This window comes from Streptomyces fungicidicus, from assembly GCF_003665435.1.
GTDB classification, from domain to species: domain Bacteria; phylum Actinomycetota; class Actinomycetes; order Streptomycetales; family Streptomycetaceae; genus Streptomyces; species Streptomyces fungicidicus.
The window spans coordinates 1,547,571-1,564,868 of record NZ_CP023407.1; the positions used below are offsets into that span (position 1 = coordinate 1,547,571).

Genomic DNA, 17,298 nt, shown 5'->3' on the forward strand with positions numbered 1-17,298 from the left:
CCAGAGGGCTACTGGCCGCCCTTCTGGACGAAGGACCGCACGAAGTCCTCGGCGTTGGCCTCGAGCACGTCGTCGATCTCGTCCAGGACGTCGTCCACGTCCTCGCTGAGCTTTTCCTGCCGCTCCTTGAGGTCCTCGGAAGCCTGCGTCTCCGCCGCCTGCTCCTCGACCTCCTCGGTGGACCGGGTGGCCTTCTGCTGTCCGCCGCCGGTGTCCTTGGTCGCCATCACCCTCACCCCGCTCGGTTCGCCCGACACACTTGCTCGGTCAAGATCAGACCCTACAAGCCGGGTCCGACAATGCCCCCGCAGTTGCTCCAACGTACGGGGACCACCTCGATGATTCCCGGACCCGGGGTTTTCCACCCTGTCCGGCCGGCCCTTCCCGGGTGTCCCCGGTACCCGCTCAGTTCCCCGACAACACCCTGACCAGGTCTTCCGCCGTCCGGCAGCGGTCCAGGAGCTCCTTGACGTGATTACGCGTTCCGCGAAGCGGTTCCAGGGTTGGCACCCGCTGGAGCGAGTCGCGGCCCGGCAGATCGAAGATCACGGAGTCCCAGGAGGCCGCCGCGACGTCGTCCGCGTACTGCTCCAGGCACCGCCCGCGGAAGTAGGCGCGGGTGTCCTCGGGAGGCGTCGTACGGGCCCGCTCGACCTCTCCCTCGTCCAGCAGCCGCTTCATCCGCCCGCGGGCCACCAGACGGTTGTACAGGCCCTTCTCGGGGCGTACGTCGGCGTACTGCAGGTCCACGAGGTGCAGCCGGGCGGCGTCCCAGTCCAGGCCGTCCCTGCGCCGGTAGCCCTCCATGAGCTCCCGCTTGGCGACCCAGTCCAGCTCGCCGGCCAGGCTCATCGGGTCGTTCTCCAGCCGCGTGAGGGTGTCCTCCCAGCGCGCCAGGACGTCCTTGGTCTGCTCGTCGGCGTCCGCCCCGAACCGCTCCTCGACGTACTTGCGGGACAGCTCGTAGTACTCCATCTGGAGCTGTACGGCGGTCAGCGTCCGCCCGCTGCGCAGCGTGACGAGCCGCTTCAGCGTCGGGTCGTGCGACACCTGGTGCAGCGTCCGCACCGGCTGGTCGACGGCCAGGTCCACCGCGATGAACCCGTCCTCGATCATGGACAGGACCAGCGCCGTGGTGCCCAGCTTCAGATACGTCGAGATCTCGGAGAGGTTCGCGTCCCCGATGATCACGTGCAGCCGACGGTACTTCTCCGCGTCGGCGTGCGGCTCGTCCCGGGTGTTGATGATCGGGCGCTTCAGCGTCGTCTCCAGGCCCACCTCGACCTCGAAGTAGTCCGCCCGCTGGCTGAGCTGGAAGCCGTGCTCGTGGCCGTCCTGGCCGATGCCCACGCGGCCGGCGCCGGTGAAGACCTGGCGGGAGACGAAGAACGGCGTCAGATGGCGCACGATGTCCGAGAAGGGGGTCTCCCGCTTCATCAGGTAGTTCTCGTGCGTGCCGTAGGACGCGCCCTTGTTGTCGGTGTTGTTCTTGTACAGGTGGATCGGCTGGGCGCCGGGGAGCTGCGCGGCCCGCTCGGCGGCCTCGGCCATGATCCGCTCGCCGGCCTTGTCCCAGAGCACGGCGTCGCGCGGGTTGGTGACCTCGGGGGCGCTGTACTCCGGATGGGCGTGGTCCACGTAGAGGCGCGCGCCGTTGGTGAGGATGACGTTGGCCAGGCCGATGTCCTCGTCGGTGAGCTGGCTGGAGTCGGCGGCCTCACGGGCGAGGTCGAAGCCTCGCGCGTCCCGCAGCGGGTTCTCCTCCTCGAAGTCCCACCTGGCCCGGCGGGCCCGGTGCATCGCCGCCGCGTAGGCGTTCACGATCTGGGACGAGGTGAGCATGGCATTGGCATTCGGGTGACCGGGGACGGAGATGCCGTACTCCGTCTCGATGCCCATTACTCGCCGTACGGTCATGCGGCCCTCCTTGCCCGGCGGCGTCCCCGGTCGGGGGCGCCGCAGTCCCGCCGGCGCTCCGGTGCGTGTGCGGTGCCCGTCCCCGCACTGCGCGACTCGGCGATACGGAAGAGCCTAGAACGCCTCCGCGCTGGTGGGGAGATCATTTGCGTCATTGCTGTGCTCCAGCCGTGGCCCGAAAAGCAGTCGGCTGCGGGTACCCGTCGAAGGCACCCGCAGCCGCCCTGGCTTTTACAGGTACTGACCGGTGTTCGCCACCGTGTCGATGGAGCGTCCGGTGTCCGCGCCCTGCTTTCCGGTGATGAGCGTACGGATGTAAACGATCCGCTCGCCCTTCTTTCCGGAGATCCGGGCCCAGTCGTCCGGGTTGGTGGTGTTGGGCAGGTCCTCGTTCTCCTTGAACTCGTCCACGCAGGCCTGGAGCAGGTGGGAGACGCGGAGACCCTTCTGGTTCTTCTCCAGGAAGTCCTTGATCGCCATCTTCTTGGCGCGGCCCACGATGTTCTCGATCATGGCGCCGGAATTGAAGTCCTTGAAGTAGAGGACTTCCTTGTCGCCATTGGCGTAGGTGACTTCCAGGAAGCGGTTCTCCTCGGATTCGGCGTACATCTGTTCCACGGCGGTCCGGATCATGCTCTGGACCGTCATGGACCGGTCGCTGCCGTGCTCGGTGAGGTCGTCGCCGTGCAGCGGGAGGCGCTCGGTGAGGTACTTGCCGAAGATGTCCTGGGCCGCCTCGGCGTCCGGACGCTCGATCTTGATCTTCACGTCGAGCCGGCCGGGCCGCAGGATCGCGGGGTCGATCATGTCCTCGCGGTTGGAGGCGCCGATCACCACCACGTTCTGCAGGCCCTCGACGCCGTCGATCTCGGCGAGCAGCTGCGGGACGATGGTGTTCTCCACGTCCGAGCTGACACCGGAGCCACGGGTGCGGAACAGGGACTCCATTTCGTCGAAGAAGACGATGACGGGGGTGCCCTCGCTGGCCTTCTCCCGGGCCCGCTGGAAGACCAGGCGGATCTGCCGCTCGGTCTCGCCGACGTACTTGTTCAGCAGCTCCGGGCCCTTGATGTTGAGGAAGAAACTCTTGCCCGCGGCCTGGCCGGTGACCTCGGCGACCTTCTTGGCCAGCGAGTTGGCGACGGCCTTGGCGATGAGCGTCTTTCCGCATCCGGGCGGCCCGTACAGCAGCACACCCTTGGGCGGCCGCAGTTCGTGCTCCTTGAACAGGTCCGGGTAGAGATAGGGCAGCTCGACCGCGTCGCGGATGGCCTCGATCTGGCCGCCGAGACCGCCGATCTGCTCGTAGCCGATGTCGGGGACTTCCTCGAGGACGAGTTCCTCGACCTCGCTCTTGGGGACGACCTCGTAGACGTATCCGGAGCGGGGCTCCATGAGCAGGGCGTCGCCGGGGCGGATGGTGACGTCCAGCAGCGGCTCGGCGAGCCGCACCACCCGCTCCTCGTCGGTGTGCCCGAGCACCAGGGCCCGCTCGCCGTCCTCGAGGATCTCCTTGAGGGTGACGATGTCGCCGACACGCTCGTACTCCATGGCCTCGACCACGTTGAGCGCTTCGTTGAGCATCACTTCCTGGCCGCGCCGGAGCTCGTCGAGCTCGACGCTGGGGCTGACGTTCACCCGGAGCTTGCGGCCGCCGGTGAAGATGTCGGCCGTGCCGTCCTCGTTCGCCGTGAGGAAGACGCCGAAGCCGGCCGGGGGCTGTGCGAGCCGGTCGACCTCCTCCTTGAGGGCCACGATCTGGTCGCGGGCCTCACGGAGCGTGCCCGCGAGTCGTTCGTTCTGGGCGGACACGCCGGCCAGGTTGGTCTGCAGCTCGACGATCCGCTCTTCGAGAATCCTCGTGTGTCGCGGAGAGTCGGCGAGCTTGCGTCGCAGGACGGCGATCTCCTGCTCAAGATAGGCGATCTGCCCGGCCGGGTCGTCGGACCCGCGTCCTGGGCGGATGCCGCGGTTGATGTCGTCGTCGTGGGCTGCCACGGTCCTCACCTCCTCCAAGGGGAGCTGGACGCTTCCAGACCCTACCTGGGCGGGTGTCGATTGAAACCCCTAGATCACAAAGACGGTCGAGGTGTGTCCGATCTTCACCCTTGCGCTCTCCCTCACGCCAGGGGAATACCCACCGATGATGATTGGAACCCAGGCGAAGGTAGGGTCGAAGTGTTCAACACCCGTCGGAGCTGGCCGGATTCCCGCCCGGTCCGACGCAGGAGACGGCAGGAGAGATGAGCGTGCAGCAGGAGGCCGGTGTCGACGGGGAGGCCCTGGAGGTCTGGATCGACCAGGACCTGTGTACCGGCGACGGCATCTGTGCCCAGTACGCGCCGGAGGTCTTCGAGCTGGACATCGACGGCCTGGCCTACGTGAAGAGCCCGCAGGACGAGTTGCTGCAGGACACGGGGGCGACGACGCCCGTGCCGCTGCCGCTGCTCACCGATGTGATCGACTCCGCGAAGGAGTGTCCCGGCGAGTGCATCCACGTACGCCGGGTTTCGGACAGCGTCGAGGTGTACGGGCCGGACGCCGCGTGACCGGTGCGGCACGGGCCGTCACGTCTGTCTGATTTCTCGCCTATGGGGCGTTCGCCCCGTGGTGCGCCCCCGCGCGGGTCATACGGTCCGGGCGCCGGAGGGGGCGGAGCGCACGAACGTGCCGTTCTCCCAGTGCCACTTCACGCCCTCCCGCACATCCGGGCAGCAACTGGGCACGTCGGCGGAGGAGTAGCCGAGGAGCACGGCGGTGACCTCGCCGTCGCGCACGGCGAAGTCGTCGACGTTGGTGCGGTCCTTGGGGTCGGCCAGGGTGGCGACCACGCGGGGCGCGCCGCCGCCGGCGGCCCGGGTGAGCACGTAGACGCCGTCGGGCGGGGTGCCCATCGGGGCGTCGCAGTGGACCACGGCCACCGTTTCCGGGCGGCCGTCGCCGTCGAGGTCTCCGGAGGCCTTCTTCTTCACCACGGCCTTCACCGGACCGCATTCGAGGGGGAACTCGACGGCCGCGGGGTCGGGCGGGGCGATGTGCGCCGGGGCGCTCTTCGTCTGCGGTCCGGACGCCGGGGCGGCCGCGGTGGCGGCGTCGGGCCCCAGGACCGAGGAGAGGGCCACGACTCCGGCGAGGGCCGTGGCGGTGGCGACCCAGTGGATGGGCCGGGCGTGCGTGTGGGCGAGCTCCGGGACGGCGGATGGCTGCACGAGGAGTGTCTCCTGTGAGGGCTGTGCCGGTGGGGGTGGCCAGCATCGTGCCACACGTCACAGTGCGGGGGAACGGCGGGGGGTGTGCGAATGCGGCACGGGGGAACCTGGAGGGGTTCGCCGTACGCGGCGCGCTGCCTGCCGTGGGGTCAACGTGCGGGCGCCGTGGCGCAGTTCCGCACCCGTTGCGGGGAACTGCGCCACGGCGCCCGTGCGTTGCGTGAGTGAGGGGCCGCGTCAGCGGGCGGCGCCTCCGTCGGCGTTGGGGCCGGCGTAGTCCTCGCCGTAGGCGCCCTTGGCGGGGCGGCGGCGGCGCATGGGCGGCTCGACGCCGTCGGCGAGGCGACGGGCGGTGAGCAGGAAGCCGGTGTGGCCGATCATCCGGTGGTCCGGGCGGACGGCCAGGCCCTCGATGTGCCAGTTGCGGATCATCGTCTCCCAGGAGGTCGGCTCGTTGAAGCAGCCGATCTCGCGGATGGACTCGACGGTCCGGGCGAGCTGGGTGGTGGTGGCGACGTAGCAGCAGAGGATGCCGCCGGGGACGAGCGCCTTGGAGACGGCCTCCAGGCACTCCCAGGGCGCGAGCATGTCGAGGATGACGCGGTCGACGTCGGCGTCGGACAGGTTGTCCTGCAGATCGCCGACGGTGAGCTGCCAGGCGGGGTGCGGGCCGCCGAAGTACCGCTCGACGTTCTGCCGGGCGATGTCGGCGAAGTCCTCGCGGCGCTCGTAGGAGTGCAGCATGCCCTGGTCGCCGATGGCGCGCAGCAGGAAGCTGCTGAGGGAGCCGGATCCCACGCCCGCCTCGACGACGCGGGCGCCGGGGAAGATGTCGGCGAAGGCGAGGATCTGCCCCGCGTCCTTCGGGTAGACGACGGCTGCCCCGCGGGGCATGGACAGGACGTAGTCGGGGAGCAGGGGGCGCAGCGCGAGGTAGGCGACGTTCCCGGTGGTGCGGACAACGCTGCCCTCGGGAGCACCGATCAGTTCGTCGTGGGGGAAGGAACCCTTGTGGGTGTGGAAGTTCTTCCCGGCCTCGAGCGTGAACGTGTAGTGGCGGCCCTTGGGGTCGGTCAGCTGAACCTGGTCCCCGACCTTGAAGGGCCCGCGCCTGCGGGCGGCACCGGTCGGTTCGGACATGTGAACAGCCTACCGGTCCCGCGAGGGGGCACCGACCACTGCCGCCCGCCCGGGAGCCATGCTCAGCTGGGGCGGGCCATGGCCTTCACGAAGGCGCGCTCCACGTCGGCCGCGGACAGCACGCCGTAGATCTCGCCGGTCTCCTCGACCACCAGGTACTCGGTCGCCGGCGCCGCGCGCAGGGCGTCCAGCAGGTCCTCCCCGGCGAGCTCGGCGGAGACGCGCATCCCGGGGTTGAGGTCCTGGGCGAGCCCGCCGACGGGCACCCAGGGGCGGCGGTGCTCGGGTACGCCCACGATGGCGGCCTCACGGACGAGCGAGAGCGGGACGCCGTCGGGGTCGACGACGACCAGGGCGCGGGCCCCGGCGGCGTTGGCGCGGCGCAGTGCCTCGGAGAGCGGGGTGTCGGTCTCGACGGGCACCGCGCGGCGGGTGAGGTTGCGGGCGCGCAGCTCCGGGAGGTGTTCGCGCAGACGGGCCATGCGCAGGCTGTTGCCGGCGCCGGTCCAGATGATCGCGGCGAGGATGGCGGCGAGCAGCGCGTCCAGGACGGTGTCCATGCCCACGTTGTCCACGGCGTCGGAGCCGAGGGCGCCGGACTGGGTGAGCAGCGGGAGGCCGATCAGGACGGCGACGGCGAGGGCGCGGCCGACCCAGGCGGCGGCGATGGTGCCGGTCATCGGCTTGCCGCTGATCGCCCAGACGACGGCGCGGAGCATCCGGCCGCCGTCCAGGGGGAGGCCGGGCAGCAGATTGAAGACGGCCACGATGAGGTTGGAGACCATCAGCCCGGCCAGCAGTACGCCGGGGACGGTGGCGGGGTCGACGGCGAGCAGCCCGAGGTAGAACAGGCCGGCCAGCACGAGGGAGAGCAGCGGCCCGACGAAGGCCAGCACGAACTCGCGTCCGGGGGTCTCGGCCTCCTTCTCGATCTCGGAGACGCCGCCGAAGAACTGCAGCTGGATGCGGCGCACCGGGAGCTTGAAGCGGAGTGCGGCGAGGGTGTGGGCGAGTTCGTGGACCAGTACGGAGGCGTAGAAGGCGACCGCGAAGAACAGGGAGACGAGGTAGCTGACTGCGCCGAGTTCGGGCAGCACGCGGTCGATCTGTCCGCCGAACACCCAGGTGATGAGGATGGCGACGAGGAACCAGCTGGGCGCGACGTAGACGGGCACCCCGAACGGGCGTCCCATCAGCAGTCCGCCCCGCTGCTGCTCCTGCGGCCGCTGCGGCGGGGGCGTCTGGCCGGTGCCGGAGTGGGCGAGCGGCGGGCCCCCGCCGGTACGCCGGTCCCGCTGTCCGTCGCCGGGGCCCCCGGCGGCCGGGGTCCCCGGACGGGGGGAGTCGGAGGGGGCGGCCGGGGTTCCGGGGCGCGCGGGGGCGTCCTCGGCGGGCTCCTCCGCCGGGCCGGCGGAGGCCGGGGGCCGGGGGCCCTCGGGTCCCTCGGGGCCCTGGTGGGAGGGGTCGGGGGCCGGGGGCTGGGGGCCCGTGTGGTCGGCCGACTCGCCGTTGCCGGGTGGCGGCTGTCCACGCCCGCCGCTTACGTCCACCGGTGTCCCCTCGTTCGCTGCGTCTCCCCCGCCTGCCGGACGGGAGGGTCTGGTGTCGATGGTATGCGGCCTGCGCCACACGTTCCGCCCCGGCACCCTGTCTCCTGCGCTCCTTCCCCCTCCCCCACCGCTGTCACGCGCCGTGGGCGGCGCACGCGCTGTCGGTGGCTGGCCGTAAGGTCTCGGGCATGGAGACGAGCATCGAGGGCGGGCCGGCCGCAGCGGGCGCACGGACGGACGGGGCCGCCGCCGCACCGCCCGCCTCGCTGTCGCCCTCGCGCGCGAGCGATTTCATGCAGTGCCCGCTGCTGTACCGGTTCCGGGTCATCGACCGGCTGCCGGAGAAGCCGAGCGAGGCGGCCACCCGGGGCACGCTGGTGCACGCGGTGCTGGAGCGCCTCTTCGACGCCCCGGCCGCGGAGCGCACCGCGCCGCGCGCGAAGTCGCTGGTACCGGGCCAGTGGGACCGGCTGCGCGAGAGCAGGCCGGAGGTCGTGGAGCTGTTCGCGGACGATCCGGAGGGCGAGCGGCTGGCGCGCTGGCTGGCGGAGGCGGAGTCGCTGGTCGAGCGCTGGTTCACGCTGGAGGATCCGAGCCGGCTGGAGCCCGCCGAGCGGGAGCTGTTCGTCGAGGCGGAGCTGGACTCGGGGCTCAGGCTGCGCGGCATCATCGACCGGGTCGACGTCGCGCCCACCGGCGAGGTGCGGATCGTCGACTACAAGACGGGAAAGGCGCCCCGGCCGGAGTACGCCGAGGGCGCGCTGTTCCAGATGAAGTTCTACGCCCTGGTGGTGTGGCGGCTGAAGAACGTGGTGCCGCGGCGGCTCCAGCTGGTCTACCTGGGCAGCGGGGACGTGCTGACGTACGACCCCGTGCTCGCCGATCTGGAGCGGGTCGAGCGCAAGCTGCTCGCGTTGTGGGAGGCGATCCGGGAGGCGACGGAGACGGGTGACTGGCGGCCGCGTCCCACGAAGCTGTGCGGCTGGTGCGACCACCGGACGCACTGCCCGGAGTTCGGCGGCACTCCCCCGCCGTACCCGCTCACGGTGAGGGCGCCCGAGTCCGGCGGTGCCCGGCAGGGCAGAATTGGGCCGGACTAGCGAAGGAGACTTACGTGGCCATCCGCGTCCTACTGGTCGACGACCAGCCGCTGCTGCGCACCGGGTTCCGGATGATTCTGGAGGCCGAGCAGGACCTCGCGGTCGTCGGCGAGGCCGGAGACGGCCTCCAGGCCCTGGACCAGGTGCGGGCGCTGCAGCCCGACGTGGTGCTGATGGACATCCGCATGCCGCGGATGGACGGGGTGGAGGCGACCCGGCAGATCACCGGGCCCGAACGGGACGGGCCGGCGAAGGTGCTGGTGCTGACGACGTTCGATCTCGACGAGTACGTGGTGGAGGCCCTGCGGGCGGGGGCCAGCGGCTTCCTGCTGAAGGACGCCCCCGCCAACGAGCTGGTGCAGGCTATCCGTGTGGTGGCCGCCGGGGAGGCGATGCTCGCGCCGAGCATCACGCGCCGGCTGCTGGACAAGTACGCCACGCATCTGCCGTCCGGTGACGAGCCGGTGCCGGACACCCTGCACACGCTGACCGAGCGTGAGGTGGAGGTGCTGAAGCTGGTGGCGCGCGGGCTGTCCAACGCGGAGATCGCCGCGGACCTGTTCGTCAGCGAGACCACCGTCAAGACGCATGTCGGGCATGTGCTGACCAAGCTGGGCCTGCGGGACCGGGTGCAGGCGGCGGTGTACGCCTACGAGAGCGGGCTGGTGCGCCCCGGCGCGCAGTAGCGCGGAAGCCGCCGTACGACGAGGGCGCCCTCCACCGTGGTGGAGGGCGCCCTCGTCTTGGTGCGTTCGTGCGGTCCGTCAGCCGGTGACGCCTCGGCCGAGCTCCCACAGCTGCAGCGTCGCGGAGGCGTTGACGGCGTAGGCGGTGCCGGTGACGCCGTCGCGGGCGGCGACGTACTGCTTGCCCTGCCACAGCGGCAGCACCGGGACGTCGTCGGCGACGATGTTCTGGATCTCCGTCAGGCTGTCCGAGGCGGAGAGCCGGTCGGCCTGGCGGCGCGACTCCGGGATCAGGTCCTTGCGGATCTCGTTGTTGGCGTAGGGCGAGTTGAGGAAGTTGTCCTCGTCGAGGAAGGGCGCGAGGAAGGCGTCGGCGTCCGGGTAGTCGGGGAACCAGCCCATGCCGTAGACGTCGTACTTGCCCTTCTGACCCGACGGCCGGAACTTGCTCCAGGCGGTGCCCTCGGTGTCCGTCTCGAACAGACCGCTGTCGTTGAGCTGCTTGCTCAGCTGCTCGAACTCGGCCTTGGTGGCGGGGCCGTAGTGGTCGGTCGTGTAGTGCAGGGTCAGCTTCACCGGGGTGGTGACGCCGGCATCCTGCAGCAGCTCGCGGGCCTTGGCGGCGCTCGGGTCGCCGTACTTGTTGAAGAAGGCGTTGGAGTGACCGGTGACGCCGGCGGGCACCAGCGAGAACAGCGGCTCGGCCTGGGAGCCGTAGACGTTGCCGACCAGCTCGCTGCGGTTGATGATCTGGGCCATCGCCTGGCGGACGGCCTTGTCCTTCACGGACGTGGCGTTGGTGTTGAACGCCAGGTACCGGATCTCCAGACCGGGCGACTCGACCAGCTCGATCTCGCCGCCGGTGGCGGTGCCGAGCTTCTGGATCTGCTCGGGCGACATGCTGCGGGTCATCAGGTCGAGGTCGCCCTTCTCCAGCGCGTCGCCCATGGCGTCGGCGCTGTCGAAGGAGACCATCTCGACCTTGTCGTTGTTCACCTTCAGCGCGCCCTTGTACGAAGGGTTCTTGGTGAAGGTGGCGCTGACCAGGGCGCCGTCCTCGACCTTGCTCTCGATGGTGTAGGGGCCGGAGCCGTCGACGTCGAAGCCCTCGCGCAGCTTGCCCTTGTCGTAGTCCTCGGAGTTGACGATGCCGGCGACCGGGGTGGACAGCTTGTACGGGAAGGTGGCGTCGGCGCTCTTGAGGTGGAAGATCACCTCGCGGTCGCCCTGCGTCTCGACGGTGTCGATGGTGGACAGCAGCGCGAACACACCGCTGTCGCCCTCGAGGGAGAGGGCACGCTCGATGGAGAACTTCACGTCCTCCGCGGTGATCGCGTCGCCGTTCGAGAACTTCAGACCGTCACGCAGGGTGCAGCTGTAGCGCTCGTTGCCGGCGTCGGTGAATCCGCACGACTCGGCGGCCTCGGGCACCGGCTCGCCGTCGCCCCGCGGCTGGACCATCAGGGTCTGCACGGTCTGCCGCAGGATGTTCCAGGTACCGACGTCATAGGCCCAGGCGGGGTCGAGGGGCGCGAGGCCCTCCTCCTCGGAGGCGGTGAACCGGTCCGTGGTGCCCACGACGATCGCGTCGCCGCTTCCGCTCCCGCCCTCGCTGTCGCCGCAGGCGGCGAGCACCGGCGCGAGCAGGCCCATCGCTGCCGCCAGCACCAAAGTCTTGCGGTTCATGCTCGAGTTTCTCCAGGACTGTCGACTCCGTGTATCCAGCACGCAGGGGTTGTTGCAGCGGACCACGGGGATAGGGGGCGAGGTTCTCGCGACGAGATTAGTCCGCGCCCGCAGGACCACTCGCAGCCACCGGAGTTGAGGGCTCATCACGCAGTGAGACCGGGTGTGAACGCACCGGTAAAGGTGACGGGGGAAGGATTAGTGCAGCTTTCCATCAATCGGGACACAAGGGCGCACCGGCGACCCCCGAAATGGTGCGGAAGGCACACCTGGACATCGTTGTCGATGCCCTCTCGCGTGATGAACATCACATGTGAAAACGGGCTGAACGGTACTGGAATTCAGCCACGCACCGCCTCATCGAATTCTTCCGGACACGGGCCGCGATCATGCGGACGGAAGAGGTCGGGAATTCCGGCGGTAACACCGCTGCGCTGGGTGAACGCCTAGCGCATTTCCGTCATCAGACCGCGCAGGAATGTCAGGTCCACCGCTTCCAGGGAGGGCACGACGGTCCGCCGGACGGCCGGGGTGATCGGACCCACCGAGGGCACCGCGACGACATGGCAGCCCGCCGCCTCGGCGGCGGTCACACCGGTCACGGTGTCCTCGACGACGGCGCACCACAGGGGGTCCACGCCGAGCCCGCCGGCCGCGGCGAGATACGGGTCGGGGTGCGGCTTGGTGCGCGGCACCTCGTCGCCGGCGACCGACAGCGCGAAGTGGTGCGGGCCAAGGGTGGTCAGCACCCGGTCGATGATGCGCCGGTGGGAGGCGGAGACGAGCGCCGTGGGGATCTCGAACTCGGACAGTTCGGCGAGCAGCCGCGCGGCGCCGGGCATCAGCGGCAGGGCGCGGTCGATGCGGTCCTCGAAGCCGTCGTTGAGCAGCACCGTCAGTTCGTCGAGGCCGATGTCGGCGCCGGTCGCCTCGATGAGGAAGCCGGCGCTGCGGGTCATGGGGCCGCCGACCACGACATGGCGCCAGGAGTCGTCGAGGGTGTGGCCGAGCGAGGCGAAGACCTCCACCTCGACGTCCCACCAGAAGCCCTCGGTGTCCACCAGGGTGCCGTCCATGTCGAGGAGCACGGCCTGCAGTGACGAGCCTTCGGCCGTCCGGGTTCCGAGCGCGGGGACCGTACTGGTCATCCACGTACCTCCTTATGGGGACGATCAGGCCGGTTCCCACGAGGGGAACCGGCCTGCAGTGGACCGACCAGTGTACGTCGTACGGGGAGCGAATGCCTGGTGTGGCCGCTGAGCGCCGTACGCGTCGCTCAGCGGGCGTTGAAGTACTTCGCCTCCGGGTGGTGGATGACGATGGCGTCCGTGGACTGCTCGGGGTGCAGCTGGAACTCCTCGGACAGCTGCACGCCGATGCGCTCCGGCTCCAGCAGGTCGGCGATCTTGGCCCGGTCCTCCAGGTCCGGGCAGGCGCCGTAGCCGAGGGAGAAGCGGGCGCCCCGGTACTTCAGGGCGAACATGTCCTCCATCGCGGCCGGGTCCTCACCGCCGAAGCCCAGCTCGGCGCGGACCCGCGCGTGCCAGTACTCGGCGAGGGCCTCCGCCAGCTGCACGGACAGCCCGTGCAGCTCCAGGTAGTCGCGGTAGGCGTTCGCCTCGAACATCCGGGCGGTCTCCTCGCCGATCCTGGAGCCCACGGTGACGACCTGGAAGCCGACCACGTCGGTCTCGCCGGACTCCTCCGGACGGAAGAAGTCCGCCAGGCACAGACGGCGGCCGCGCCGCTGGCGCGGGAAGGTGAAGCGGGTGCGCTCGTTGCCCCGCTCGTCCAGGACGATCAGGTCGTCGTCCTTGGAGACGCACGGGAAGTAGCCGTAGACCACGGCGGCCTCCAGCAGGTTCTCCGTCTGGAGCCGGTCCAGCAGTCCGCGCAGCCTGGGCCGTCCCTCGGTCTCGGCCAGCTCCTCGTAGCTCGGTCCGTCGCCGCTGCGCGCCTGCTTCAGGCCCCACTGGCCCTTGAAGAGGGCGCCCTCGTCGAGCCAGCTCGCGTACTCCTTGAGCTGGATGCCCTTGACGACGCGGGTGCCCCGGAAGGGCGGGGTGGGGACCGGGTTGTCGGTGGCGACGTCGGAGCGGACGTGCCCCTCCTCGGGGCGCTCCTCGATCTCGACGGCGGCCGCGCGGACCCGGCGCTGCCTCAGTTCCGGCAGCTGGGCGCCGGGCACACCGCGCTTGATGCCGATGAGGGCGTCCATCAGGCGCAGGCCCTCGAAGGCGTCGCGGGCGTAGCGGACCTCGCCCTGGTAGATCTCGTGCAGGTCCTGCTCGACGTAGGCGCGGGTGAGGGCGGCACCGCCCAGGATCACCGGGTAGTCGGCGGCCAGGCCGCGCTGGTTGAGCTCCTCCAGGTTCTCCTTCATGATCACGGTGGACTTGACCAGCAGGCCGGACATGCCGATGACGTCGGCCCTGTGCTCGTCGGCGGCTTCCAGGATCGCGGAGACCGGCTGCTTGATGCCCAGGTTGACGACGTTGTAGCCGTTGTTCGACAGGATGATGTCGACCAGGTTCTTGCCGATGTCGTGCACGTCGCCGCGGACCGTGGCGAGCACGATGGTGCCCTTTCCGGCCTCGTCGGTCTTCTCCATGTGCGGCTCGAGGTGGGCCACCGCGGTCTTCATCACCTCGGCGGACTGGAGCACGAACGGCAGCTGCATCTGGCCGGAGCCGAAGAGCTCGCCGACCACCTTCATGCCGTCCAGGAGGGTGTCGTTGACGATGGCGAGGGCCTTGCGGGTCTGCAGGGCCTCGTCCAGGTCGGCCTCCAGGCCGTTGCGCTCGCCGTCGATGATGCGGCGCTTGAGGCGCTCCTCCAGCGGCAGCGCGGCCAGTTCCTCGGCCTTGCCCGCCTTCAGGGACTTCGCGGTGGCGCCCTCGAAGAGCGCCATCAGCTTCTGCAGCGGGTCGTAGCCCTCGCTGCGGCGGTCGTGGATGAGGTCGAGGGCGGTGCGGACCTCCTCCTCGCTGAAGCGCGCGATGGGCAGGATCTTCGACGCGTGCACGATCGCCGAGTCCAGTCCGGCCTTGACGCACTCGTCGAGGAAGACGGAGTTCAGCAGGATGCGGGCGGCCGGGTTGAGGCCGAAGGAGATGTTCGACAGACCCAGCGTGGTCTGCACCTTCGGGTGGCGCCTCTTCAGCTCGCGGATGCCCTCGATGGTGGCGACGCCGTCCTTGCGGGACTCCTCCTGGCCGGTGCAGATGGTGAAGGTCAGACAGTCGACGAGGATGTCCTCCTCACGGATGCCCCAGTTGCCGGTCAGGTCGTCGATCAGCCGTTCCGCGATCTCGACCTTCTTCTCGGCGGTGCGTGCCTGGCCCTCCTCGTCGATGGTCAGCGCGATCAGCGCGGCGCCGTGCTCCTGGGCCAGCCGGGTGACGCGGGCGAACCGGGACTCCGGTCCGTCGCCGTCCTCGTAGTTCACCGAGTTGATCACCGCGCGGCCGCCGAGCTTCTCCAGCCCGGCCCGGATGACGTCGACCTCGGTGGAGTCCAGGACGATGGGCAGGGTGGAGGCGGTGGCGAACCGGCCCGCCAGCTCCTCCATGTCGGCGACGCCGTCGCGGCCGACGTAGTCCACGCAGAGGTCGAGCATGTGCGCGCCCTCGCGGATCTGCTCCCGGGCCAGCTCCACGCAGTTGTCCCAGCGGCCCTCGAGCATCGCCTCGCGGAACTTCTTCGAGCCGTTGGCGTTCGTACGCTCGCCGATCGCCAGGTAGGCGGTGTCCTGGCGGAAGGGGACGCTCTGGTAGAGGGAGGCGGCGCCGGGCTCCGGACGCGGGTCGCGCTCGACGGGGGCCAGGCCGCGCACCCGCTCCACGAGCTGCCGCAGGTGCTCGGGCGTCGTGCCGCAGCAGCCGCCCACGAGGGACAGGCCGTAGTCGCGGACGAAGTTCTCCTGGGCGTCCGCCAGCTCTCCCGGGGACAGCGGGTAGCGCGCGCCGTCCTTGGTGAGTTCCGGCAGACCGGCGTTCGGCATGCACGACAGCTGGACGCGGGAGTGGCGGGCGAGGTGGCGCAGGTGCTCGCTCATCTCGGCCGGGCCGGTGGCGCAGTTCAGGCCGATCATGTCGATGCCCAGCGGTTCCAGCGCGGTGAGCGCGGCGCCGATCTCGGAGCCGAGCAGCATGGTGCCGGTGGTCTCCACCGTGACCGAGACGATCAGGGGGACCTCGAAGCCGGCGGTCTCCATCGCGCGGCGGGCGGCCACGACGGAGGCCTTGGTCTGCAGCAGGTCCTGGGTCGTCTCCACCAGCAGGGCGTCGGCGCCGCCGGCGAGCAGGCCCTCGGCGTTCTGCTGGTAGGCGTCGCGGATGGCGCCGAAGGTGGTGTGGCCGAGGGTGGGCAGCTTGGTGCCGGGGCCCATCGAACCGAGCACCCAGCGGGCGCGGCCGTCCCGGGCGGCGTACTCGTCCGCCGTCTCACGGGCGATGCGGGCGCCCGCCTCGGACAGCTCGACGACGCGCTCGGCGATGTCGTACTCGCCCAGGGCGGAGAGGTTGGCGCCGAAGGTGTTGGTCTCGACGCAGTCGACTCCGGCGTCGAAGTACTCGGCGTGGACCGAACGGACGATGTCCGGCCGGGTCAGGTTCAGGATCTCGTTGCAGCCCTCGAGGTTCTCGAAGTCCGCGAGGGTGGGGTCGTGTGCCTGGAGCATGGTGCCCATGGCACCGTCGGCGACCACCACCCGGGAGGCGAGTGCCTCGCGGAGGGCGGACACACGGGTCCGGCTGTCGGCGGAAGGGGTCAGCGGCAACGAGGCCATGTACGGGGCTCCCTCAGGTGCGACGGCTGTCGGCTTTGCGGCTGCCCGGGAAACCCGTCGTCGGAGCGTCCCCGGCTGGGCGCACCCCGTCAGGGTATCCGGGACCTCGCCCCGATGTTCAGGGCGTCCACGGGGCGGACGATGATGACCGGCGGCCGGCGTACGGAGTACGGGTGACGGAACCGATCACGACCGAACATTGGCGAGAGGTCGGCATCGACCGGTAGTGTTCGGCATTGCCGAACAGTGGCAGCGGCGCGTCACGGGGCGACGGGCCGAAGGGGACGGAGGCAGTACGGCGATGGCACGGAACATCCAGTCGCTCGAACGGGCGGCAGCGATGCTGCGGCTGCTCGCGGGCGGCGAGCGGCGGCTCGGCCTGTCGGAGATCGCCTCGTCGCTCGGCCTCGCCAAGGGCACCGCCCACGGGATCCTGCGCACCCTCCAGCAGGAGGGGTTCGTCGAGCAGGACGACGCCTCCGGGCGCTATCAGCTGGGCGCCGAGCTGCTGCGCCTGGGCACCACGTACCTGGACGTGCACGAGCTGCGGGCGCGCGCCCTGGTGTGGACGGACGACCTGGCCCGCTCCAGCGGCGAGAGCGTCCATCTCGGCGTGCTGCACCAGCGGGGCGTGCTGATCGTGCACCACGTCTTCCGGCCCGACGACAGCCGGCAGGTCCTGGAGATAGGCGCCATGCAGCCGCTGCACTCCACGGCGCTCGGCAAGGTGCTGTCGGCCTACGACCCGGTGGCCCACAGCGAGGCCCTGGAGGCCGACCGCACGGCCTTCACCGACCGCACGGTGTGCGATCCGGACGCCTTCGAGCAGATCCTCGACCTCACGCGTGCGCGGGGTTACGCGGCGGACGTGGAGGAGACCTGGGAGGGCGTCGCCGCCGTCGCCGCCCCCATCCACGACCGGCGGCGCATGCCGGTGGGCGCGGTGGGCATCACGGGGGCGGTGGAGCGGCTGCGCCGGGAGGGCGAGCTGCGGCCCGAGCTGATCGCGGCGGTGCGGGACTGCGCCCGCGCGGTGTCGCGGGACCTGGGCGCCGGGCGGTTCTGAGCGGAACAGGAGAACTTCGACCGGGATGCCGTGCGGCATTCCGGTCATGGGCGTACCCGGAGGCCCTCATGCCGGTCACATGGGTACAGAACCGCCTGAAGATCGATAACTCGTGGCGATCAATAACGATCGCGTTTTCGATAACCAAACTCTTG

Annotated in this window: 13 protein-coding genes; 4 read left to right on the top strand and 9 right to left on the bottom strand. The window is 70.3% G+C overall.

Annotated elements, in window-relative coordinates:
- Nucleotides 1-8: 8 nt before the first annotated feature.
- From CNQ36_RS06965 to arc, 3 genes are all read right to left on the bottom strand, one after another.
- Entirely contained in the window at nucleotides 9-227 is a 219-nt protein-coding gene (locus CNQ36_RS06965) for a ubiquitin-like protein Pup (protein WP_037932349.1), read from the bottom strand.
- 178 nt (nucleotides 228-405) lie between these two features.
- Nucleotides 406-1,917 (bottom strand): depupylase/deamidase Dop, encoded by a 1,512-nt coding sequence (gene dop, locus CNQ36_RS06970; protein WP_338058021.1) that lies wholly within the window; start codon nucleotides 1,915-1,917, stop codon nucleotides 406-408.
- Nucleotides 1,918-2,148: 231 nt separating this feature from the next.
- Nucleotides 2,149-3,915 (bottom strand): proteasome ATPase, encoded by a 1,767-nt coding sequence (gene arc / locus CNQ36_RS06975; RefSeq protein WP_121545340.1) that lies wholly within the window; start codon nucleotides 3,913-3,915, stop codon nucleotides 2,149-2,151.
- A 245-nt stretch (nucleotides 3,916-4,160) separates the two neighbouring features.
- Between arc and CNQ36_RS06985 the strand changes: the two genes are divergently transcribed.
- Nucleotides 4,161-4,466 carry a ferredoxin gene (locus CNQ36_RS06985; RefSeq protein ID WP_121545341.1) on the top strand — a complete coding sequence of 102 codons (306 nt, stop codon included), beginning with the start codon at nucleotides 4,161-4,163 and terminating at the stop codon, nucleotides 4,464-4,466.
- Between the two features lie 78 nt (nucleotides 4,467-4,544).
- On the opposite strand, the gene CNQ36_RS06990 is transcribed toward CNQ36_RS06985, so the two are convergent.
- From CNQ36_RS06990 to CNQ36_RS07000, 3 genes are all read right to left on the bottom strand, one after another.
- Nucleotides 4,545-5,126, bottom strand: coding sequence for a hypothetical protein (locus tag CNQ36_RS06990; RefSeq protein ID WP_121545342.1), 582 nt, complete (start codon nucleotides 5,124-5,126; stop codon nucleotides 4,545-4,547).
- 237 nt (nucleotides 5,127-5,363) lie between these two features.
- Entirely contained in the window at nucleotides 5,364-6,266 is a 903-nt protein-coding gene (locus CNQ36_RS06995) for a tRNA (adenine-N1)-methyltransferase (protein WP_004933426.1), read from the bottom strand.
- Nucleotides 6,267-6,328: 62 nt separating this feature from the next.
- A complete protein-coding gene (locus CNQ36_RS07000) occupies nucleotides 6,329-7,816 on the bottom strand; it encodes a site-2 protease family protein (RefSeq protein ID WP_121545343.1) in 1,488 nt (495 codons plus the stop codon).
- A 188-nt stretch (nucleotides 7,817-8,004) separates the two neighbouring features.
- Here CNQ36_RS07000 and CNQ36_RS07005 point away from each other — a divergent pair, with 188 nt between their 5' ends.
- Nucleotides 8,005-8,916 carry a RecB family exonuclease gene (locus CNQ36_RS07005; RefSeq protein ID WP_228312929.1) on the top strand — a complete coding sequence of 304 codons (912 nt, stop codon included), beginning with the start codon at nucleotides 8,005-8,007 and terminating at the stop codon, nucleotides 8,914-8,916.
- Between the two features lie 14 nt (nucleotides 8,917-8,930).
- The gene (locus tag CNQ36_RS07010) at nucleotides 8,931-9,602 is read left to right on the top strand and encodes a response regulator (protein WP_121545344.1); all 672 of its coding nucleotides are present in this window, start codon (nucleotides 8,931-8,933) and stop codon (nucleotides 9,600-9,602) included.
- A 78-nt stretch (nucleotides 9,603-9,680) separates the two neighbouring features.
- On the opposite strand, the gene CNQ36_RS07015 is transcribed toward CNQ36_RS07010, so the two are convergent.
- From CNQ36_RS07015 to metH, 3 genes are all read right to left on the bottom strand, one after another.
- Complete coding sequence (locus CNQ36_RS07015; RefSeq protein WP_004933415.1) at nucleotides 9,681-11,288, bottom strand: ABC transporter substrate-binding protein; 1,608 nt, start codon at nucleotides 11,286-11,288, stop codon at nucleotides 9,681-9,683.
- A 446-nt stretch (nucleotides 11,289-11,734) separates the two neighbouring features.
- Complete coding sequence (locus CNQ36_RS07020) at nucleotides 11,735-12,436, bottom strand: HAD family hydrolase (RefSeq protein WP_121545345.1); 702 nt, start codon at nucleotides 12,434-12,436, stop codon at nucleotides 11,735-11,737.
- A gap of 128 nt (nucleotides 12,437-12,564) precedes the next feature.
- A complete protein-coding gene (gene metH, locus CNQ36_RS07025) occupies nucleotides 12,565-16,077 on the bottom strand; it encodes a methionine synthase (RefSeq protein WP_121545346.1) in 3,513 nt (1,170 codons plus the stop codon).
- A 301-nt stretch (nucleotides 16,078-16,378) separates the two neighbouring features.
- Here metH and CNQ36_RS07030 point away from each other — a divergent pair, with 301 nt between their 5' ends.
- Nucleotides 16,379-17,143: an IclR family transcriptional regulator gene (locus CNQ36_RS07030; RefSeq protein WP_121545347.1), complete on the top strand. Its 765-nt coding sequence runs from the start codon at nucleotides 16,379-16,381 to the stop codon at nucleotides 17,141-17,143.
- The last annotated feature ends 155 nt before the right edge of the window (nucleotides 17,144-17,298 follow it).